The organism is Mycobacterium colombiense, from assembly GCF_001953985.1.
Classification (GTDB): Bacteria; Actinomycetota; Actinomycetes; order Mycobacteriales; family Mycobacteriaceae; genus Mycobacterium; species Mycobacterium colombiense_B.
This window is the reverse complement of sequence record NZ_MBEI01000083.1, coordinates 61,631-82,296: the sequence shown is the minus strand read 5'-3', so window position 1 is coordinate 82,296 and position 20,666 is coordinate 61,631. Positions and strand designations below refer to the sequence as shown.

Genomic DNA, 20,666 nt, shown 5'->3' with positions numbered 1-20,666 from the left:
CCTGGCCGTTTCTGTAGTGCGGGCCGGTCGCGGGCGCATCGACGTTCCGGCGCCAACGCAAGTTGGCGTGCAGCTGGTTTCGCCATACGGTGTTCGCATCAACCTCCCGCCGGGGGTTGCGCGATTACGGTGGGCTTGAAACCGTATCGGGGAGTGACTAACTGGGCGCCGGTGCGTCCAGCCGTCCCGGTGGGCAGCATCGGTACCCCGCCCACCGCATTGGTGGCACGTTCAACCGCACCCGCACCGGTGGCGGCGTTGAGTGCCACGGCGACCGAGGGCGGCGTGGGGGCCGCGCTCGCCCAGGCCGCCGGTACAGATAGCCCACCGACCGACGCCGCCTTGCCGACGGCTCCGCCAATCGCGCCGATCGAGCCCAGGCCCGCGCCCGAAATAGCCGCGGGGGCAACAGATTCTGCGGCTTTGGCGACGCCCTCGGCCGCGGACTTCGCGGCGGGCATGAAGCCCTGCGCAAGGCTCTGGATGTCTTTGAACGAGGTGGTGAACAGCCGCGTTGGAGAAATCAATCGGATGAAGGCGTCGAAAGGTGTGCTGGCATCCAATGTTTGCGATCCGGTCAGGCCCTCCAGGAGATCACCCAGTGGGCCGCCGACCACGATGCCATCGCCTTCGGGGTTCAGGCTGATTCCTCCCAGGGAAAGCATGGGATTGGCAGACGACGCGGGATTGTTCGTCGACCCGGCCAGCGCCGATAGCGTTTGGGGCGCCGCGTCTAGCGCTCTCTCGCTTCCGCTGGTGCCTGCTGCTTGGGCGACCGCAGCAGCCTGACGGGCGGCGCCCGCCGGATCGGTAACGGATTCGGCCGGCTCGAACGGCGGCAGTGTCGACGCCGCGGCCGCCGTACCGGCATATCCGTACATCGCGGCAGCGTCTTGGGCCCACATCTCGCCGTATTGCGCCTCGGCAATGGCAATAGCCGGGGTGTTCTGACCAAGGAAGTTCGTTGCCAGCAACTCCATCAGCAACGCCCGGTTCGCCGCTATCACCGGCGGCGGCACCGTTTCGGCGAACGCCAACTCGTAGGCACTCGCGGCCGCCAGCGCTTGCAGGGCGGCCTGTTCCAGCTGTCCGCCCGTGCCGCGTAACCACGCCACTTGCGGAACCGCCGCGGTCACCATCGCGGACGAGGCCGGCCCCTGCCATGGTCCGTCGGTGAGGCCCGCGATCACCGACCCATAGGCGGATGCCGCCGAATCCAATTCGGTGGCCAAACCGTCCCAAGCGGCCGCGGCAGCCAGCAGGGGCGCCGAACCGGGTCCCGAATACATCAGCGCGGAGTTGATCTCCGGCGGCAACTGCGCGAAGTCCAGCATGGTGCGCCCTTGCCTAACCGACCGCGGCGGTGTTGGCGATCTCCGTGGCGGCGTACGAACCAGCACTGATGCCAAGCATTGTCGCCAACTGCTCACGAACCACCGCAGCCTGCGCACTGATCTCCTGGAAGAGCTGGCCATGCCGGGAGAACCGTTGCGCGGTCAATATCGAGACAGCGTCGGCTGCGGCGGGCACCACCCCGGTCGTGGTGGCTGCCACCGCCGAGCTTCCTTCGCGCACGGACGCACTGATTCTATGCAGCTCGCGGGCAGCAGCGGCCAATATTTCCGGCTGCGCCATCAAGAAAGACATTTCTTCTCAAAACCCTTTCAAATCAATAGCTCTCGGCACTGACGGTCGCACCGAGTCGGACGCCTGGACACGTTAGGCCAGGCACGTCCAGAGATGACAGCCCGCGAGTCGCTAATTCATGACCGGGACGGGAACTGTTCACTTAGCTGATCCGAAATGCTGCGACATTTGGATATCGCATGAAAAGTATTACAAACCAATATGATTGGAGTCATATATGAGCTTATATGAGCTGCCGGGGCTGGTCATTCGGCTTTGCCAGCTGCGGCCGCGATCTCAATCCTGCTGTCGCACATAATTATTCGGGGCAATAGCTGGCCCGGGCAGCCGCCCTGGCCGCGCCAACGACAACGCCGCCGCACACCGAAGCGAAGATCGCTCCCATAGACGGCGGCCCAGCGGCTAGGGTGCCAGGCATGCCGGTCGCAACGAACGCCTGGAAGTTCATCCACCGATCGATCACCGTGGCCGCGGCCGGCCTGACGATTGCAGCGGTCTCGGCCTGCGACAAACACAACCCGCCGCTGCCCGGGGCCAACCCCCGTCAGGTCACGGTCGTGGGCACCGGTCAGGTGCAGGGCGTTCCGGACACCCTGACCGCCGACGTCGGCATCGAATTCACCGCGTCCGACGTCACCACGGCGATGAACCAGACCAACGACCGTCAACAGGCGGTCATCAACGCACTGACCGGCGCCGGCATCGACCGCAAGGACATCAGCACCACCGAGGTCACCCTGTCGCCGGAATACAACAACCCCGAGCCCAGCGGTACCGCCGCCATCACGGCGTACCGCGCCACCAACGCCGTCGCGGTCAAGATTCGCCCGACGGATGCCGCGTCGAAGTTGCTGGCCCTCATCGTCGGCACGGGCGGTGACGCCACCCGGATCAAGTCCGTCCGCTATTCCATCGCCGACGATTCCCAGCTGGTGAAGGACGCCCGGTCGCGGGCCTTCAACGACGCCAAGAACCGGGCCGATCAGTACGCCCAGCTGTCCGGGCTGCGCCTGGGCCGGGTGCTGTCCATCTCGGAAGCCACCGGCAATACCCCGCCGCCCGTCGGGGCGCCGCGGGCCATGCCGTCGATGGTTCCGATGGAGCCCGGCCAGCAGACCGTGAACTTCTCGGTGACCGCGGTGTGGGAGCTGGACTAGCGGCGATCGCAAGCGCCGCGCAGCGGGTCGCCGCCATGACTGAGCCCGACGGTTCGGGCCGGGATCTACTGCTGGTAGACCCTGGGGTCCAGGGTGCCGATGTAGGACAGGTCGCGGTAGCGCTCGTCGTAATCGAGGCCGTAGCCGACGACGAAGTCGTTGGGGATGTCGAAGCCCACATAGGCGATGTCGACGTGGGCGCCCTGCGCGTCGGGCTTGCGCAGCAGCGTGCACACCCGCAGCGAACGCGGGTGCCGCGTCTTGAGGTTGCGCAGCAGCCAGGACAGCGTCAGGCCCGAGTCGACGACGTCCTCGACGATCAGCACGTCGCGTCCCTGGATATCGCGGTCCAGGTCCTTGAGAATCCGCACCACGCCCGAGGACGACGTCGACGACCCGTAGGAGCTGACGGCCATGAATTCGAACTGGGTGGGCAGCGGGATCGCGCGGGCCAGGTCGGTGACAAAGATCACAGCGCCCTTGAGCACGGTGATCAGCAGCAGGTCCTGTCCGGTCTCGATCGCGGCATCGCGGTAGCTCTCGCCGATTTCATGGCCGAGTTCGGCGATTCGCGCCTGAATTTGCGCCGACGTCAGCAGGACAGACTTGATATCCCCGGGGTAGAGCTCCGCGGGTTGGGCGGGGGTGATCGCCGAGGAGATCTGGGCCACGCCCACAGAGTGCCACGACGGCGGGCGAATAACCAACGGCAGCCCCGGTATTGCGGCTAACGGATCGGTTTGCCGACCGGCTCGCGCCACAGCGTCAGCACGCCGTCGCGGCGGCCCGCGAACAATCGCTCGTCGGGCAGCGACGACCCGACCGCCACTCCGCCCTGCCCGTGCCAGCCGGTGACGAGGGCGTCCACCCCACGAATCTGCTTGTCGGTCAGGTTCGTTGCGCCGCCGGCCAACAACCACGCCCGGATCACCCGGCGCCGCACCGGGGCGTCCAGCGTCGCCAACGCCTGAACCCGCAGGCCGGAGTCCGCCTTGGCCTCGGGCAGCGCCCGCGCCGCCAGCCCGTCGATGAGCTCGGAGTCCTCCCGCAACGACGTCGCGGTGCGGGCCAGCGCCTCGGCCACGCCTCCGCCGAGCGCGTCCTCCAGCAGCGGCAGCACCTCGGTGCGCAGCCGGGTTCGGGTGAAGCGGCGGTCGGTGTTGTGCGGATCCTGCCAGGGGGTCAGCCCCAGCTCCGCGCAGGCGGCGTGCGTCACCGCGCGCCGCACCTCCAGCAACGGCCGGCACCACGGCGGGTCGTAGGTGCGCATCCCGGCGATCGAGCGCACCCCGGACCCGCGGCCCAGCCCCAGCAGCACCGTCTCGGCCTGGTCGTCGAGCGTGTGCCCCAACAGGACCGGGCCGGTGTGATAGGCGCTCAACGCGGCGTAGCGGGCCGCGCGCGCCGCCGCTTCGGGACCGCCCTGGTTGCCCACCTGCACCCGGACCACTTGAGCCGCAACGCATCCCAATGCCACGGCCTGCGCCCGTGCGGTCTCGGCGACGGTGGCCGAGTCGGGTTGCAGGCCGTGGTCGACGATCACCGCCGTGGTGGGCCGCAGCTGGGCCGCCACCGCGGTCAGGGCCAGGGAATCGGGACCGCCGGACAGCGCCACGCACCACTGTTCGCCGCTGCCGAGGTGGGCCTTGACGAACGCCTCGACAGCCGCGCGCAGCCGGTCTACAGCACCCGGTCGATCCACCGCTGAGGTTCTTCGATCTCGGTGGGCAGCGGCAGCGTGTCGGGGCCGGTCCAGATGGCGTTGAACCGGGCCATCCCCACCTGACCGACCACGTGGTCGACGAACGCCTTGCCGCGGGTGTACTGGCTGAGCTTGGCGTCGAGCCCCAGCAGTGCGCGCAACAACCGCTGCAGCGGGGGCTGCTTGCGGTGGCGGCGCTCGTCGAACCGGCGGCGGATGGTGGCCACCGACGGCACCGCCATCGGCCCGACGGCATCCATGACGTGGTCGGCGTGGCCCTCCAGCAGGGTGCCCAGCACCAGCAGCTGGTCCAGCGCCTGCCGCTGCGGTTCGGACTGCACGGCGCGCACCAGGCCGAGAATGCCCGACGAGTTGGCGTCGGATTCCGGCGTTCCGGTGCCGCGGTTGCGGGCATATTCGGCGAGCCGGCCGATCACCTGCCCTATGTCCTCGCCGACGTCGCGGGTCAGCAGGCCCAGCGCCTGCGACATGTAGTCGGGCAGCCACGGGTTGGCGGTGAACTGCACGCGATGGGTCACCTCGTGCAGGCACACCCACAGCCGGAAATCGGACGGCTCGATCCGAAGCTGCCGCTCGACGGCGATGACGTTGGGATACACCAGCAGCAGGCAGCCGGTTCTGGCTCCGTTGTTGGCGGCGAACGGGTCGTATTGGCCCAGAATCCCCGACGACACGTAGGCCAGGACGGCGCCGGTCTGCGCGCCGGTGACGCGGCCGGTGAGAAACCCGCGCGGCTTCTCGGCGCCGTTCATCATCACCCGCATCGACTCGGTGGCGGCGGCGATCCAGTCCGGGCGGTCGACGATGCGCGCGGCCGGCACCGCGCCGTCGGTGACCAGGCCGGTGACGTCACGCACCAGCGGTTCGGCTTTGGTGGACGCGGTGGCGAGCTCGTCGATCACCTGACGGCGGGTGTAGTCGCTGGACGGGGGACCCGGACGGGCCAGCCGCCGCCCGACGGTGGCCGCGAACTGCCAGTCGACGGCGGTACCCAGCGTCAGGTCCGGCGACGGCGTCATGAGCACCCGCAGGACCACAACCGGGTGGCCAGGGCGTCCATCACGTTGCGGCCGTTCGGGCCAGCATCGTTGGAGATGAACGCGAAGGTGAGGACCCGGCCGCTGCGGTCGGTGAGCACCCCGGCCAGTGCGTTGATGCCGGTCAGCGAGCCGGTTTTGGCCCGCAGCCAGCCCGCGGGGCCCTGGGCCGTGGAGGCGTCGGTGAAGCGATCGGCCAGCGTCCCGCTGCCGGCGGCGATCGGGAGCAGATCCAGCAGTGCCCGCAGCGGCGGCTGGTCGGGCCCCGCCGCGGCCTGCAGCACGCCGTCCAGCGTCTTGGCCGTCAGCCGATCGTCGACCGAAAGTCCACTGGAATCCAGCAGCGTCACACCCGCGGTGTCGACGTGAGCGGTGGTCAGCCGATTGGTCACCGCGTCGACGGCGCCGGCAAAGCTGCGCGGCCGGTTGATCGCGGCCGCCACCTCGCGGGCGATGCTTTCGGCCAGCACGTTGTCGGAGTGGTCCATCATCTCCGACAGCCGCTGGACCAGCGGCGCCGACTGCACGACCGCCAGCTGCCGCGCTCCCGACGGCGCCGCGGCGATCGTGACCGCGTTCGGGTCCAGGGCCAGCGCCTTGGCCAGCTCCCGGCCGGCATCCAGGGCCGGGGTCCGGGACCGGCGCGAGTTGACCGTCGAAGGCTGGATGCGGCCGGCGTCGATCATCACCGACTCGATCGGCGCGATGTCGCCGTTGTCGACGTCGGCCAGGTCCCACCCCTGCGCCATCGTCGGCCCGCTGAACGCGGAGATGTCCACCTGCACCGAGGTCGGCGTCACGCCGCTGCGGCGGATCTGTTCGACGAGGTCGCTGAGCCGGGCCGACCCGCGGTACCAGGTTGGCACTCCGGGCGGCGCCGCCGACAGCGCCGGATCGCCCGCGCCCACCAGGACCACGGGTCCCTGGGCGTTTTGGCTGCCGGCCACCACGCGGGTGCTGATCCGGGCCTGGTGGTCCAGCGTGAGCAGGGCAGCGGCCGCGGTGAGCACTTTGTTGGTCGACGCCGGCACCAGCGGCATGTCGTCGCCGACCTGCCACAGCTCTTTTCCGGTGATGGCGTCGGTGACCCGTCCGCCTAACCGGCCCAGGTTGGGGTCGCCCGCCACCGGCGCCAGCATCGCGGCGACGCCGGGTCGGCTGGGTAGCTCGGCGGTGTCGCTCACCGGGACCATGCCGGGCTTCACCGTCGGGGCGTGCGGGGGCGGGATCGGGGCATGCGCGCTGTTGGCGCCGTGTCCGGCCGTGGTGAAGAACGTTGCCGCGACCACTACGGCGGCGACAAACACCAGCACGCCCAACCCGATGAACACTGGGGTGGATTTTTGCCAGCGAGTACGGGCCATCACTCTCCTGACTGTCTGAACCCATTCTGCCGAATCGGCGGAGATGCGCTCGACTAGGGTGTAGCAGAGCAAAATTGGCCTGCCCGAAAGACAAGGAGCCGACGCGGTGGAATTCGACGTGACCATCGAGATCCAAAAGGGCCAGCGGAACAAGTACGAGGTCGACCACGAGACTGGACGGCTACGTCTGGACCGCTACCTGTACACCGCGATGGCCTATCCGACCGACTACGGCTTCATCGAGGACACCCTCGGGGAGGACGGCGACCCGCTGGACGCGATGGTGCTGTTGCCGCAGTCGGTGTTTCCCGGCGTCATCGTGGAGGCCCGTCCCGTGGGCATGTTCCGGATGACGGACGAAAAGGGCGGCGACGACAAGGTGCTGTGCGTGCCGGCCGGCGACCACCGCTGGGACCACATCCAGGACATCGGCGACGTTCCGGAGTTCGAGCTGGACGTGATCAAGCACTTCTTCGTGCACTACAAGGACCTGGAACCGGGCAAGTTCGTCAAGGCCGCGGACTGGGTCGGCCGCGAAGAGGCCGAGGCGGAGATCCTGCGCTCGATCGAGCGGTTCAAGACCGAAGGGCACTGAACCACGCCGGCGCGTTGATGCTTTCGGCGTAATCGCGCCCGCGCCGCTGCGGGATTCTCGGTGGCATCCTGGCGATGTGACCCCGGTGCTGCACTTCGCCGCGAACTTCTGGTGGCTGGTTTTCCCACTGGGCGGTGTGATCGGCGGCGGGCTGCGGGCCATCGCCGCGGCCAACGAGCGCCGGGCCGAGCGCCGGATGGAGCGCTACCGGTTGAAGCAGCAGGCCAAGATCGCGGTGGCCGAGGCGTCCGGGCGGGGGCGGACCCACGCGGAAGCCGACCGCCGGGAAATCGCCAAGCTCGTTGCCGCGCATGACCGTACCGACGCCCGGTGGTTCGACTATGAGATCGACATCGCGAAGCTGTTGGACTTCCCGCTGATGACCAACATGCGCGACCCGCTCACCATCGCGTTCCACAAGGCGAAGCGGCGCGCCGACCTGCTGCGACCCGAACCACCTGACGCCCTGGTGGGCGACCGGGATGCGCTGCTGGACTACCGCGATGCCGTCCACGAATACCTCAGCGCGTTCGAGATCGCCGAAGCCGAGGCGATCCGGCGGCGGCGCAGCGACTTCTCGGCCGACGACCAACAGCGGCTGGCGCGCGCCCAGAACCTGCTGCACCTGGCGAACGACGACGCGGCGACGCGCGAGGAACGCCAGAACGCCTACGCGCGGGCGACCAAGGAGCTCGACGGTCTGATCGCGCTTCCCGCCCCCGCCCGGGCCGCCATCGAACAGCGCATCGCCGGGCAGATCGAGGCCAGCGGCGATCGCAAGCGCGGCGGAGCCGGGTGAAGCGGGTCACCGCCATCGGGCCTAGACCGCGTTGGTCCGGGCGCGGGCGACGCGGCGATTGCGCAGGATGCTCCAGCCCAACGCCGCCGCGATGAACACCACGCCGACCGAGGCGGTGACGGGCTCGGGGACCTCGAACTTGGGCTCGATGGAGGCCAGCATGATCACCGCCAGCGCCCCGATCGCCCAGTGCGCGCCGTGCTCCAGGTACACGTACCGGCCCAGGGCCTGCTGGCGGACCAGGTAGATGGTGATCGACCGGACGAACATCGAGCCGACCAGTCCCAGCCCCAGCGCGATGACGATCGGGTCCGAGGTGATGGCGAACGCGCCCGTGACGCCGTCGAACGAGAAGGCGGCGTCGAGCACCTCGAGGTAGGCGAACAAGGTCAGACCGGCCCAGCGCGTCGCCGCGCCTGCCGAGCCGGTATCGGTGTCGGTGTCGGTATCGGCCGGCCGGAATGCCCGGCTCAAGCCGTTGACCACCAGATAGGTCACCATGCCCAGCAGCCCGGCGGTCAGCACCGTGGCCGCCTCGTCGCCCGAGTGCGTCAACCGGGTGCCCACCAGCACCAGCGCCAGGCCGGTGACCACCAGCGACACCTGCCCCAACCGGCCGATGCGCGCGAAGGGGATCTCAATCCACTTGAGCCACATGATATCTCGGTCATAGAAGATGAAATCCAGGAACAGCATCAACAGGAAGATGCCGCCGAACGCGGCGATCTGAGGATGCGCGGCGATGACCAGCTTTTCGTAGCTGGGCGAGCCGTCCGGGAACTCCAGCGCGCCGTGCGGCGGCGGATGCAGCGCCAGCTCCATCGCGCGCACCGGTTCAAGCCCCGCCGTCGCCCACACGATGAGCAGCGGGAAGAGCAGTCGCATGCCGAACACGGCGATGAGGATCCCGATCGTCAGGAACATTTGCTGCCAGAAGCGGCTCATCCGCTTCAGGATCGAGGCGTTGATGATGGCGTTGTCGAACGACAACGACACCTCGAGGACGGCCAGCACCAGCAGCAGATAAAGACCTTTGAAGCCGCCATAGGCATATCCGAGGCCGAGGGCCGCCGCGGTGACCACCAGCGAGATCCCGAAGGTACGCAAAGCGGACATGGATCCTTTCCGACAGCCGACCACATTAGTGAACCGGATCGCCGCGATGGGCGATCGCCGCGGTCCGCATAGAATTTTCAAATTGTGGCGAAACATCGGGGCAGTCGGCCGAAAGCACCGCCGCCCCGATGACCGAGATCAGCGCCTCGCAGGGGCCGGTGGCTCGCGGCAGCATGGCCCGGGTCGGCACCGCCACCGCCGTGACGGCGCTGTGCGGTTACGCGGTGATCTATCTGGCCGCTCGTGACCTGGCGCCGAGCGGGTTTTCGATATTCGGCGTGTTCTGGGGGGCGTTCGGACTGGTCACCGGCGCCGCCAACGGCCTGCTGCAGGAAACCACCCGCGAAGTCCGCACGACGCCTTATATCAGCGACCTGGCCGCCCTGCCGGCGACCGGCGAACCCCGCACCCATCCGATGCGCGTCGCCATGATGGTCGGGATCGCCGCGGCCGTCGTGATCGCCGGCAGCTCGCCGCTGTGGAGCGGGCGGGTGTTCGTCGAGTCGCGGCTGCTGTCGGTGGCGCTGCTGTCCGTCGGGCTGGCCGGGTTCTGCGTGCACGCCACCCTGCTGGGCATGCTGGCCGGCACCAACCAGTGGACCCGCTACGGCGCGCTGATGGTGACCGACGCCGTCATCCGGGTGCTGGTGGCCGCGGCCACCGTGGCGCTGGGCTGGCGATTGGTCGGCTTCCTGTGGGCGACGGTGGCGGGCGCGGTCGCCTGGCTGCTCCTGCTGGTGGCCTCGCCGGCCACCAGGGCCACCGCCCGCCTGCTGACCCCGGGCGGCACCGCGACGTTCCTACGGGGCGCGGCGCATTCGATCACCGCGGCCGGCGCCAGCGCCATCCTGGTGATGGGATTTCCGGTGCTGCTGAAGCTGACCAGCGCCGAGCTCGGCGCGCAGGGCGGTGTGATCATCCTGGCCGTCACGCTGACCCGGGCGCCGCTGCTGGTGCCGCTGACGGCCATGCAGGGCAACCTGATTGCCCATTTCGTCGACGAGCGCAGCGACCGGATCCGCGCGCTGCTCGCCCCGGCGGGGATCGTCGGGGCGATCGGCGCGGTCGGGGTGGTGGCCGCGGGCGTGGTGGGCCCGTGGCTGCTGCGGGTCGCGTTCGGGCCGCAGTACCACGCGAGCAGCGCGCTGCTGGCGTGGCTGACCGCGGCCGCGGTGGCGATCGCCATGCTGACGCTGACCGGGGCGGCGGCGGTGGCCGCCGCGCTGCACCGCGCCTACTCGCTGGGCTGGGTGATCGCCACGGTCGCGTCGGGATTGCTGCTGTTGCTGCCGCTGTCCCTGCAGACGCGGACCGTGGTCGGCCTGCTGTGCGGCCCGCTGGTGGGGATCGGCGTCCATCTGCTGGCGCTGTCGCGCGCCGCGCGCTCTACCGGCTGATATGACCTGCACCAGCGTGTACCTTGTGGGCTTAGATGGGTACTGAAACGCATGCCGTCTGGGTCGTCATTCCCGCCTTCAACGAAGCAGCTGTCATCGGCGAGGTGGTCGCCGATGTGCGCTCGGTGTTCGACCATGTCGTCTGCGTGGACGACGGCAGCGCCGACGACACCGGTGAGATCGCGCTGCGGGCCGGGGCCCACCTGGTGCGGCATCCCATCAACCTCGGGCAAGGCGCCGCCATCCAGACCGGCGTCGAGTACGCCCGTAAGCAGCCGGGTGCCCAGATCTTCGCCACCTTCGATGCCGACGGCCAGCACCGCGTCAAGGACCTGGCGACCATGGTCGACCGGTTGCGGGCCGGCGATGTCGACGTCGTCATCGGCACCCGGTTCGGCACGCAACAAAGCGCCCGGCCACCGTTCGTCAAGCGGATCGTGCTGCAGACCGCCGCGCGGTTGAGCCGGCGCGGCCGCCGACTTGGCCTGACCGACACCAACAATGGGCTGCGGGTGTTCAACAAGAAGGTCGCCGACGGCCTGGACATCACCATGAGCGGCATGAGCCACGCCAACGAATTCATCATGCTGATCGACGAAAACCATTGGCGCGTCGCCGAAGAGCCGATCGAAGTGCTCTACACCGAGTACTCGAGATCGAAGGGGCAACCCCTGCTCAACGGTGTCAACATCATTTTCGACGGGTTCCTGCGAGGGAGGACTCCATGAACTGGATCCAGGTGCTGCTGATCGGGGCGATCGTCGCATTGCTGGTGTATCTGCTGCGGTCGCGCCGCAATTCGCGGTCGAAGGCGTGGGTCAAGGTCGGCTATGTCGTGTTCGTGCTGGCCGGCATCTACGCCGTGCTGCGGCCCGACGACACGACGGTGGTCGCGCACTGGTTCGGGGTGCGGCGCGGCACCGACCTGATGCTCTACGCGCTGATCATGGCGTTCTGCTTCACCACGCTGAGCACCTACATGCGGTTCAAGGACTTGGAGCTGCGCTACGCGCGGCTGGCCCGGGCGGTGGCGATGGACTCCGCGCAGGCGCCCGAAGGGGGCTAGTCGGCCTGCGCCTGCCGGAAGAACTCCACCGTGCGGGCCACCCCGTCGGATAGCTCGACCTTCGGTTTCCAGCCCAAAACCTCTGCGGCCGAACCGATGTCGAGGCAGGACCGCTTGAGATCGCCGAGCCGCGGCGGCGCGAACTCTGGATCGTCGGGTCCCCCGACAGCGGCCGCCACCGCCGAATGCAATTGGCGGTCCGAGGTTTCGATGCCGGTGCCGATGTTGAAGCGCTGCCCGCCGCCGGCGTCACCGGACGCCCTGACGAAGGCGTCCACGACGTCGTCGACGAAGACGTAGTCGCGGGTGTTGCTGCCGTCCCCGAAGACCTTGGTGGGTTTACCCGAGAGCAGCGCCTGGGCGAAGATCGCCACCACGCCGGCCTCGCCGTGCGGATCCTGGCGGGGCCCATAGACATTCGCAGGGGCGATGTGCGAGCAGTCCAGCCCGTAGAGGTGGCGGAAGGTGTTCAGGTAGATCTCGCCCGCCAGCTTCCCAGCGGCATACGGCGACGCGGGGTCGGTCGGCACGGTCTCGGGGGTGGGGTATTGCGGCGGGGTGCCGTAGATGGATCCGCCCGAGGAGGTGTGCACGATCTTGCGGACCTGCGCCCGGCGGGCCGCCTCGGCCAGGCGCACCGTGCCGATGACGTTGACCGAGGCGTCGAACTGCGGGTCGGCCACCGAGTGCCGCACGTCGATCTGGGCCGCCAGGTGAAACACCACCTCCGGGCGCTGCTCGCCGAGGATTGCCTCCAGATCGGCGGTCACGATGTCGGCCTCGACGAAGACGTGAGCCGGATTGTCGGCCAGGTGCTCGAGGTTGGTCGCGCGGCCGGAGGCGAAGTTGTCCAGCCCCACCACCGTGTGACCGTCGGCCAACAGACGGTCGACTAGCGTCGAGCCGATGAATCCGGCCGCCCCGGTAACCAGTGCACGCACCGGCCCACCATACATAGCGACCGCGGCCGCCGCGCTCATCGCGGTGCAGCTCGCGGTGCGGGCGGTGCTGGCCTTCGGTGGCTACTTCTACTGGGACGACCTGATCCTCATCGGCAAGGCCGGCACCCACAACCTGCTCGCGCCGTCGTATCTGTTCGACGACCACGACGGGCACGTCATGCCCGGGGCATTTCTGGTCGCGGGCACCATCATCCGGCTGGCGCCGCTGAACTGGACCTGGCCGGCGGTCAGCCTGCTGGTGCTGCAACTGCTGGCGTCGCTGGCGTTGTTGCGCGCGCTGTACGTCATCCTGGGCTGGCGGCCGGTGCTGCTGATCCCGTTGACGTTCGCGTTGTTCACACCGTTGGCCGTGCCCGGATTCGCGTGGTGGGCGGCGGCGCTGAACTCGCTGCCGATGCTGGCCGCACTGGCCTGGGTGTGCTCCGACGCCATCCTGCTGGTGCGCACCGGCAAACAGCGGTACGCCGTGACCGGGATGCTGGTCTACTTCGGCGGGCTGCTGTTCTTCGAGAAGGCCGCGGTGATCCCGTTCGTCGCGTTCGCGGTGACCGCGCTGCTGTGCCACGTCACCGGCGATCGGAGCGTGGGATCGGCGCTGGCGAGGGTGTGGCGGGCCGGCCTGCGATTGTGGATCGCCGCGCTGACCCTCACCGCGGCCTGGATCGCGCTGTATCTGGCGGTGGTCAACCAGCAGCGGTGGAGTTCGGATCTGTCGATGACCGGGCAGCTGCTGATCCGCTCGGCGACGCACGGCATCGTGCCGGGACTGGCCGGCGGGCCGTGGCACTGGGACCGGTGGGCCCCGGCCTCACCCTGGGCGACGCCCCCGCCGACGGTGATGGCGCTGGGCTGGCTGGTGCTGGCCGCGATCCTGGCGGTGTCGCTGGTGCGCAAGGAGCGCATCTGGCCGGTGTGGCTGATCGCCGTCGGCTACGCCGTCGCCTGCCAGGTGCCGATCTATCTGATGCGGTCGTCCAAGCAGACAGCGCTCGAACTCGCGCAGACGCTGCGCTACCTGCCGGATCTGGTCGTGGTGCTGGCGCTGCTGGCCGCCGTGGCGTTGTGTGCGCCCAACCGGCAGGTCGGGCCGCGCTGGCTGGACGCCTCGCCGAAGCGCATCGCGGTGGTCGCGGTGTTGGCGGTGTTGTTCGCGGCCAGCAGCCTGTACTCGACGGCGACGTTCCTGACCAGCTGGCGCGACAACCCCGCCCAGCCCTATCTGCGCAACGCCCGGGCTTCCCTGGCCGCGGCCCACGCCGCCTCGGATCCGCCGCTGCTGGACCAGGAGGTCGATCCGTTGGTGCTGCAGCGGGTGGCCGCACCGGAGAACCTGGCCAGCCACCTGTTCGCGCTGCTGCGGGACAGGCCCGAATTCGCGCCCGCGACAACGCAATTGCGCATGTTCGACAGGTCGGGCCGGCTGATCAATGCGCGGGTCACCTGGGTGCGGACCATCGTGCCCGGGCCGATGCCGCAGTGCGGCTACTTCGCCCAGCCGGACAGGCCGGCCCGCCTGGTCCTCGACGGCCCGCTGCTGCCCGCCGATTGGACCGTCGAACTGAACTACCTGGCCAACAGCGACGGCTCGATGACGCTGAAGATGACGCAGGGCCCAGAGGTCAAGGTACCGCTGCACCCCGGACTCAACCGGGTCTTCGCCAGGCTGCCGGGTGCCGGGGACGCGATCACCGTGCGCGCCAACACCGCCGCGCTGGCGTTGTGCATCGCGTCGGGCCCGGTGGGCTTCGTGGCGCCGGCCTGAAGCTATGGAGCCGCCTGGGGGAATCGAACCCCCGACCTATTCATTACGAGTGAATCGCTCTACCGACTGAGCTAAGGCGGCATACCCGCACGCCGGGCGGCACGAGTCTACGGCAGGCGGGCTGGCACCACGAAATCAGGATTGCCCGCTCCGCCTCGCCGGGCGATCAGTCCCGCAGTTCCTGGCCGATGGTGGCGACCATGGCGTCGACGGCGAACTTGGGCTTGACGTTGATGGCCAGCGCCTCGCGGCATTCGAGCACCGCTTCGATGCAGCGCAGCAACCGCGCGGGCGGGGCGTGCGCGGCCAGCGCCGCGACCTTCTCGGCCATATCCGGATGGTTGGCCCGCACCGCCCCGGCGTTGGCGGAGGTCATCAGCGCGTCCCGGAAATAAGTCGCCAGGTCGATCAGCGCGCGGTCCAGGGCGTCGCGCGAGGCCCGGGTCTGCCGCGACTTCTGCCGTCGCTCAAGGTCCTTCATCGCCCCGGCCGCGCCGCGCATCGCGCCCGCGGTGCCCTTGCCGGTGCCGCCGGCGCCCAGGGCGGTGCGCAGCTCCTCGGTCTCGGCCTCGGCGCGGTCCGCGGTCAGCACGACGGCCTCGGCCTCGGCCGCGGCCACCAGCTCCTCGGCGGCGGCGTAGGCCCGCGACGGGGTCGCGGCGTCGCGCACCAGCGACAGCGACCGCTCCCGGCGCTCCCTGGCCTCGGGGTCGGTGGCCAGCCGGCGCGCCCGGCCCACGTGGCCGCCGCTGACCGACGCCGCCCAGCTCGCCGTGTCCGGGCTCAGGCCGTCGCTGTCGACCAGCACGTGCGCGATCGCCTCGGTGGACGGCGTCACCAGCGCCACATGCCGGCACCGGGAGCGCAGCGTGATGGCGATGTCCTCGGGATCCACCGACGGCGCGCACAGCAGGAACACCGTCGACGGCGGAGGTTCCTCGACCACCTTCAGCAGGGCATTAGCGGCGCCCTCGGTCAGCCGATCGGCGTCTTCGATCACCACGATCTGCCAGTGCCCGGTGGCGGGGCGCCGCGACGCGATCTGCACGATCGACCGCATCTCGTCGACCCCGATGGACAGGCCTTCGGGAATCACCCGCCGCACGTCGGCGTGGGTGCCGGCCATGGTCGTCGTGCATGCATGGCAGCGCCCGCAGCCCGGGTCCCCGTCGGACGTGCACTGCAGCGCGGCCGCGAAGCACAACGCCGCCACCGAGCGCCCCGAACCCGGCGGACCGGTGATCAGCCACGCATGTGTCATAGTCCCGGCGCCCGCGCCGCTGTGGCTTGAGTCACCGCGAGCGGCTCTGGCGGCGGACAGCAGCACGGCCGTCACCGCATCCTGGCCTACCAGCCGCGTAAACACCCCGGACATCACCGGTAACAGTAGTGGCGCTGCCGACAGATACCGAACGGCCACCGTACTGCGACCATTCCGTTATCAACGGCGTCGGCGAGGGTACCCGAACGACCTGCCGAGATCGTTATTAAGTTTCCGGGAGGTCGGCGGTGACCGATACGGTGGGTTAGTGACAACGGCGGCGGCACTACCGGGGCGGATCAGCGCATTCATCCGCTGGGTGATGCGCACGCCCTGGCCGCTGTTCTCGCTCAGCATGCTGCAGGCCGACATCATCGGCGCCCTGTTCGTGCTCGGCTTCCTCCGCTACGCGCTGCCGCCCGAGGACCGCATCCAGTTGCAGGATCTGCCGGTTCTGAACCTGGCGATCTTCGCCACCGCACTGGTGGTCGTCTTCCTCACCGGCTTGGCCGTGACCCTGCGCCTGCTGATGCCGGTGTTCCGGTGGCAGCGCCGCGACAACATGCTCGCCGAGGCCGACCCGGCGGCCACCGAACTGGCCCGCAGCCGCGCGCTGCGAATGCCGTTCTACCGCACCCTGATCAGCATCGTGGCCTGGGCGATCGGCAGCGTCGTATTCATCATCGCCAGCTGGTCGGTGGCCCGATTCGCCGCGCCCGTGGTCGCCGTGTCCACCGGGCTCGGCGCCGCGGCCACCTCGATCATCGGCTACCTGCAGTCCGAGCGGGTGCTGCGGCCCGTGGCGGTGGCCGCCCTGCGCAGCGGGGTGCCCGAGAACGTCAAGGCGCCCGGCGTCATCCTGCGGCAGATCCTGACCTGGATGCTGTCCACCGCCGTGCCGGTGCTGGCGATCGTGCTGGCGGTGGTGGCCGACAAGACCTCGCTGCTGCACGCCACGCCGGAGAAGCTGTTCACGCCCATCCTGTTGCTGGCGGTGGCGGCGCTCGGCATCGGGCTCGTCAGCACGCTGCTGGTGGCCATGTCGATCGCCGACCCGCTGCGCCAGCTGCGCTGGGCGCTCTCCGAGGTGCAGCGCGGAAACTACAACGCGCACATGCAGATCTACGACGCCAGCGAGCTGGGCCTGCTGCAGGCCGGCTTCAACGACATGGTGCGCGACCTGTCCGAGCGGCAGCGGCTGCGTGACCTGTTCGGCCGCTACGTCGGCGAGGACGTGGCCCGCCGTGCGCTGGAGCGCGGCACCGAGCTGGGCGGCCAGGAGCGCGATGTCGCGGTGCTGTTCGTGGACCTGGTCGGCTCCACCCAGCTGGCCTCGACCCGGCCGCCCGCCGAGGTCGTCCACCTGCTCAACGAATTCTTCCGAGTGGTCGTGGAAACCGTTGGCAAGCATGGTGGTTTCGTCAACAAGTTCCAGGGTGACGCCGCGCTGGCCATCTTCGGCGCGCCGATCGAGCACCCCGACTCACCCGGTGGCGCGCTGGCCGCTGCCCGGGAACTGCACGACGCGCTGCTGCCGGTGATCGGTTCGGCGGAGTTCGGCATCGGGGTGTCATCCGGGCGGGCCATCGCCGGCCACATCGGCGCGCAGGCCCGCTTCGAGTACACGGTGATCGGTGACCCGGTCAACGAGGCGGCCCGGCTGACCGAACTCGCCAAGCTGGAGCCCGGTCACGTGCTCGCGTCGGCCATCGCGGTCAGCGGGGCGCTGGATGCCGAGGCCCTGTGCTGGGACGTCGGCGAGGTGGTCGAGCTGCGCGGCCGTCGGGCGCCCACCCAGCTGGCGCGTCCGGTGAACCTGGCCGGAACGGCCGACTCGGAGCCCACCCGCGTTCGCGCCGAAGAGATGTCCGGCGAGACCATCGGCCCGGGCTACTGATCAACTGCGCTTGGCGGCCTTTTTGGCCGCGGCCTTCTTGGCCGGGGCCTTGCGCGTGGCCTTCTTGGCGGGACGCTTCGCCGGACCACGAGCCCGCCGATCGGCCAGCAGTTCCGCGGCGCGCTCATCGGTGATCGACAGCACGTCGTCGCCCTTGCGCAGGCTGGCGTTCGTCTCGCCGTCGGTGACGTACGGACCGAACCGGCCGTCTTTGATCACCATCGGCTTGCCCGTCGCCGGATCGGCGCCCAGCTCACGCAGCGGCGGCGCGGCGGCGCCCTGCCGGCCACGACGTTTGGGCTCGGCGTAGATCTTCAGCGCTTCCTCGAGGGTGATGTCGAACATCTGCTCCTCGGTTGCCAGCGAGCGAGAATCGGTGCCGCGCTTCAGGTATGGACCATAGCGGCCGTTCTGCGCGGTGATCTCCTCGCCGGTGGCGGGGTCCACGCCGACCACCCGCGGCAGCGAGAGCAGCCGCAGCGCGTCCTCGAGCGTGACGGTCTGCAAGTCCATGGTGCGCAGCAGCGAACCGGTGCGTGGCTTGGGACCGGTGGGCTTCTTGCCCTTCTTCGCCGGCGCGGCGCTGCCCCCCTCGTCGCCCGGGGGCGGCTCCGGCAGCACCTCGGAAACGTATGGCCCGTAACGGCCGTCCTTGGCGACGATCTCGTGACCGGTTTCCGGGTCCACCCCCAGCACGCGGCCCTCCTGCGGCGTCGCGAACAGCTGCTCGGCCACCTCCAGCGTCAGCTCGTCGGGGGTCAGCGAGTCGTTGAGGTTGGCCCGCTGCGGCTTGGGCTCGCCGTCGTCGCCGGTCACCATGCGCTCCAGATACGGCCCGTTCTTGCCCACCCGGACGTAAACCGGCCGGCCCTGCTCGTCGTCAAAGAGCCTGATCGAGTTGACTTCTCGAGCGTCGATGCCTTCCAGGTTGACGCCGACGAGTTTCTTCAGGCCGCCGGAGCGGGCCACCGAGTCGGCCACCCCGTGCTCGCCGCCGAAGTAGAAGTTGTTGAGCCAGTCGGTGCGTCGTTCCTGCCCCGAGGCGATCGCGTCCAGCTCGTCTTCCATCGCGGCGGTGAAGTCGTAGTCGACGAGGCGGCCGAAATGCTGTTCAAGCAAACCGGTTACGGCGAACGCCACCCAGGACGGCACCAGCGCGCTGCCCTTCTTGTGCACGTAGCCGCGGTCCTGGATGGTCTTGATGATCGACGAGTACGTCGACGGGCGGCCGATGCCCAGCTCTTCGAGCGCCTTGACCAGTGACGCCTCGGTGTAGCGCGCCGGCGGGTTGGTGGCGTGGCCGTCGGGGGTGAGCTCGATGGCGTCCAGCCGCTGGCCCTGGGTCAGCTGCGGCAGCCGGCTCTCGGCGTCGTCGGCCTCGCCGCCGGCCAACTCGTCCACCGTCTCCACGTAGGCCTTCAAGAAGCCCGCGAACGTGATGGTGCGACCGCTGGCCGAGAACACCACGTCGCGGCCGGCGGATTGGCCGTTGATCCGCAGGCTCAGCGTGGTGCCGCGGGCGTCGGCCATCTGCGAGGCCACCGTGCGCTGCCAGATCAGCTCGTAGATGCGGAATTCGTCGCCGTCGAGTTCGCGGCGCACCGCGTCCGGGGTCGCGAACGTCTCACCCGCGGGGCGGATGGCCTCGTGGGCCTCCTGGGCGTTCTTGACCTTGCGGGTGTACTGGCGCGGCGACGGGGACACGTATTCGGCGCCGTAGAGCTGGCGGGCCTGGGTGCGCGCGGCGTTGATCGCCGACTCCGACAGCGTGGTGGAGTCGGTACGCATATAGGTGATGTAGCCGTTCTCGTAGAGCCGCTGGGCGATGCTCATCGTGCGCTCGGAGGAGAACCGCAACTTGCGGCCGGCTTCCTGCTGCAGCGTCGAGGTCATGAACGGCGCGTAGGGACGCCGGGTGTAGGGCTTTTCCTCCACCGACGCGACGGTGAGCTGGGCGCCGCGCAGGCCCGCCGCCAGCTGTGTCGCGCTCGCCTCGTCGAGAATGGTGACCTCGTTGGCCTTGCGCAGCTGCCCCAGCGAGTCGAAGTCGCGGCCGGCGGCCACACGCAGGCCGTCGACGCCGGTCAGGCGGGCGGTGAAGGTGGGCGGCGACGCCTGCGGGTCGGACACGCTGGCGTCGAGCTGGGCCACGATGTCCCAGTAGGAAGCGCTGCGAAACGCCATGCGGTCGCGTTCGCGCTGCACGATGATGCGGGTGGCCACCGATTGGACCCGGCCGGCCGACAGCTTCGGCGCGACCTTCTTCCACAGCACGGGGCTGACCTCATAGCCGTACAGGCGGTCCAGGATGCGCCGGGTTTCCTGCGCGTCGACCAGGTCGATGTCCAGGTCGCGGGGGTTCTCGGCTGCCTCGAGGATGGCCGGTTCGGTGATCTCGTGGAACACCATGCGCTTGACCGGGATGTTCGGCTTCAGGGTTTCCAGCAGGTGCCAGGCGATCGCTTCGCCCTCGCGGTCACCATCCGTGGCCAGATAGAGCTCGTCGGCTTCCTTGAGCAGGCCCTTGAGCTCGGTGACCGTGCTCTTCTTCTCGGGGCTGATGATGTACAGCGGTTCGAAGTCCGCGTCGACATTGACCCCGAGGCGGGCCCACGGCTCCGACTTGAACTTCGCCGGCACGTCGGCGGCGGCCCGGGGCAGGTCGCGGATGTGACCGCGCGACGACTCGACGATGTACCTGGAGCCCAGGTAGCTGGCCAGTTTGCGCGCCTTTGTGGGCGACTCGACGATCACGAGTCGCCGGCGGCTGCCATTCCCGCCGCTGCCGGTGTCCTTTAGTTTCGGGTCAGCCAACTGCCCTTACGCTCCATCTCTGATTGGTCCCCCCTGCGAGACCACCTGCAGGAAGAATGACAGGTCGGC

Annotated in this window: 18 protein-coding genes and 1 tRNA gene; 8 read left to right on the top strand and 11 right to left on the bottom strand. The window is 69.3% G+C overall.

Annotated elements, in window-relative coordinates; genetic code table 11:
• Nucleotides 1-98 precede the first annotated feature (98 nt).
• On the bottom strand, nt 99-1,334 hold the full coding sequence (locus A5732_RS26395; protein WP_076103824.1) for a PPE family protein: 1,236 nt from the start codon (nt 1,332-1,334) through the stop codon (nt 99-101).
• Nucleotides 1,335-1,347: 13 nt separating this feature from the next.
• Complete coding sequence (locus A5732_RS26390) at nt 1,348-1,647, bottom strand: PE family protein (protein WP_064952557.1); 300 nt, start codon at nt 1,645-1,647, stop codon at nt 1,348-1,350.
• Nucleotides 1,648-2,063: 416 nt separating this feature from the next.
• Between A5732_RS26390 and A5732_RS26385 the strand changes: the two genes are divergently transcribed.
• Nucleotides 2,064-2,804: an SIMPL domain-containing protein gene (locus A5732_RS26385; RefSeq protein WP_076103823.1), complete on the top strand. Its 741-nt coding sequence runs from the start codon at nt 2,064-2,066 to the stop codon at nt 2,802-2,804.
• Nucleotides 2,805-2,869: 65 nt separating this feature from the next.
• Here the strand turns inward: A5732_RS26385 and hpt are convergent, their stop codons facing one another.
• The 4 genes from hpt to dacB are packed head-to-tail and all read right to left on the bottom strand — an operon-like array spanning nt 2,870 to nt 6,928.
• Nucleotides 2,870-3,481, bottom strand: a complete 612-nt coding sequence (hpt, locus tag A5732_RS26380) for a hypoxanthine phosphoribosyltransferase (protein WP_076050713.1) — start codon at nt 3,479-3,481, stop codon at nt 2,870-2,872.
• Between the two features lie 50 nt (nt 3,482-3,531).
• On the bottom strand, nt 3,532-4,506 hold the full coding sequence (gene tilS, locus A5732_RS26375) for a tRNA lysidine(34) synthetase TilS (protein WP_076103820.1): 975 nt from the start codon (nt 4,504-4,506) through the stop codon (nt 3,532-3,534).
• Nucleotides 4,485-5,546 (bottom strand): zinc-dependent metalloprotease, encoded by a 1,062-nt coding sequence (locus A5732_RS26370; RefSeq protein WP_076050820.1) that lies wholly within the window; start codon nt 5,544-5,546, stop codon nt 4,485-4,487. The genes tilS and A5732_RS26370 overlap by 22 nt, the downstream gene beginning before the upstream one ends.
• Nucleotides 5,543-6,928: a D-alanyl-D-alanine carboxypeptidase/D-alanyl-D-alanine endopeptidase gene (gene dacB / locus A5732_RS26365; protein WP_076050717.1), complete on the bottom strand. Its 1,386-nt coding sequence runs from the start codon at nt 6,926-6,928 to the stop codon at nt 5,543-5,545. Before dacB ends, A5732_RS26370 begins: the two co-directional genes overlap by 4 nt.
• 106 nt (nt 6,929-7,034) lie before the next feature.
• On the opposite strand from dacB, the gene A5732_RS26360 reads away from it, so the two are divergent.
• Together A5732_RS26360 and A5732_RS26355 are read left to right on the top strand one after the other, a co-directional pair.
• Nucleotides 7,035-7,523, top strand: coding sequence for an inorganic diphosphatase (locus A5732_RS26360; RefSeq protein WP_076050719.1), 489 nt, complete (start codon nt 7,035-7,037; stop codon nt 7,521-7,523).
• A 76-nt stretch (nt 7,524-7,599) separates the two neighbouring features.
• Nucleotides 7,600-8,322, top strand: coding sequence for a hypothetical protein (locus tag A5732_RS26355; protein WP_076050720.1), 723 nt, complete (start codon nt 7,600-7,602; stop codon nt 8,320-8,322).
• Between the two features lie 21 nt (nt 8,323-8,343).
• On the opposite strand, the gene A5732_RS26350 is transcribed toward A5732_RS26355, so the two are convergent.
• On the bottom strand, nt 8,344-9,438 hold the full coding sequence (locus tag A5732_RS26350) for a DUF475 domain-containing protein (protein ID WP_076050722.1): 1,095 nt from the start codon (nt 9,436-9,438) through the stop codon (nt 8,344-8,346).
• A gap of 128 nt (nt 9,439-9,566) precedes the next feature.
• Between A5732_RS26350 and A5732_RS26345 the strand changes: the two genes are divergently transcribed.
• The 3 genes from A5732_RS26345 to A5732_RS26335 are packed head-to-tail and all read left to right on the top strand — an operon-like array spanning nt 9,567 to nt 11,901.
• Nucleotides 9,567-10,835 carry a hypothetical protein gene (locus A5732_RS26345; RefSeq protein WP_076050724.1) on the top strand — a complete coding sequence of 423 codons (1,269 nt, stop codon included), beginning with the start codon at nt 9,567-9,569 and terminating at the stop codon, nt 10,833-10,835.
• Nucleotides 10,836-10,870: 35 nt separating this feature from the next.
• The gene (locus A5732_RS26340; protein ID WP_064952565.1) at nt 10,871-11,563 is read left to right on the top strand and encodes a glycosyltransferase family 2 protein; all 693 of its coding nucleotides are present in this window, start codon (nt 10,871-10,873) and stop codon (nt 11,561-11,563) included.
• Entirely contained in the window at nt 11,560-11,901 is a 342-nt protein-coding gene (locus A5732_RS26335) for a DUF2304 domain-containing protein (RefSeq protein ID WP_007772279.1), read from the top strand. The genes A5732_RS26340 and A5732_RS26335 overlap by 4 nt, the downstream gene beginning before the upstream one ends.
• Here the strand turns inward: A5732_RS26335 and A5732_RS26330 are convergent.
• Nucleotides 11,898-12,842, bottom strand: coding sequence for an NAD-dependent epimerase/dehydratase family protein (locus A5732_RS26330; RefSeq protein WP_142256684.1), 945 nt, complete (start codon nt 12,840-12,842; stop codon nt 11,898-11,900). The genes A5732_RS26335 and A5732_RS26330 overlap by 4 nt on opposite strands.
• Here A5732_RS26330 and A5732_RS26325 point away from each other — a divergent pair.
• Nucleotides 12,808-14,625 carry a hypothetical protein gene (locus A5732_RS26325; RefSeq protein ID WP_253189122.1) on the top strand — a complete coding sequence of 606 codons (1,818 nt, stop codon included), beginning with the start codon at nt 12,808-12,810 and terminating at the stop codon, nt 14,623-14,625. The genes A5732_RS26330 and A5732_RS26325 overlap by 35 nt on opposite strands.
• A gap of 5 nt (nt 14,626-14,630) precedes the next feature.
• On the opposite strand, the gene A5732_RS26320 is transcribed toward A5732_RS26325, so the two are convergent.
• Together A5732_RS26320 and A5732_RS26315 are read right to left on the bottom strand one after the other, a co-directional pair.
• A tRNA-Thr gene (locus A5732_RS26320) sits at nt 14,631-14,706 on the bottom strand.
• A gap of 85 nt (nt 14,707-14,791) precedes the next feature.
• Nucleotides 14,792-16,000 carry a DNA polymerase III subunit delta' gene (locus A5732_RS26315; RefSeq protein ID WP_076103816.1) on the bottom strand — a complete coding sequence of 403 codons (1,209 nt, stop codon included), beginning with the start codon at nt 15,998-16,000 and terminating at the stop codon, nt 14,792-14,794.
• Between the two features lie 154 nt (nt 16,001-16,154).
• Here A5732_RS26315 and A5732_RS26310 point away from each other — a divergent pair, with 154 nt between their 5' ends.
• Nucleotides 16,155-17,783, top strand: a complete 1,629-nt coding sequence (locus tag A5732_RS26310; RefSeq protein ID WP_249266643.1) for an adenylate/guanylate cyclase domain-containing protein — start codon at nt 16,155-16,157, stop codon at nt 17,781-17,783.
• Here the strand turns inward: A5732_RS26310 and topA are convergent, their stop codons facing one another.
• Nucleotides 17,784-20,597 carry a type I DNA topoisomerase gene (gene topA / locus A5732_RS26305; RefSeq protein ID WP_076103814.1) on the bottom strand — a complete coding sequence of 938 codons (2,814 nt, stop codon included), beginning with the start codon at nt 20,595-20,597 and terminating at the stop codon, nt 17,784-17,786.
• Nucleotides 20,598-20,666 lie beyond the last annotated feature (69 nt).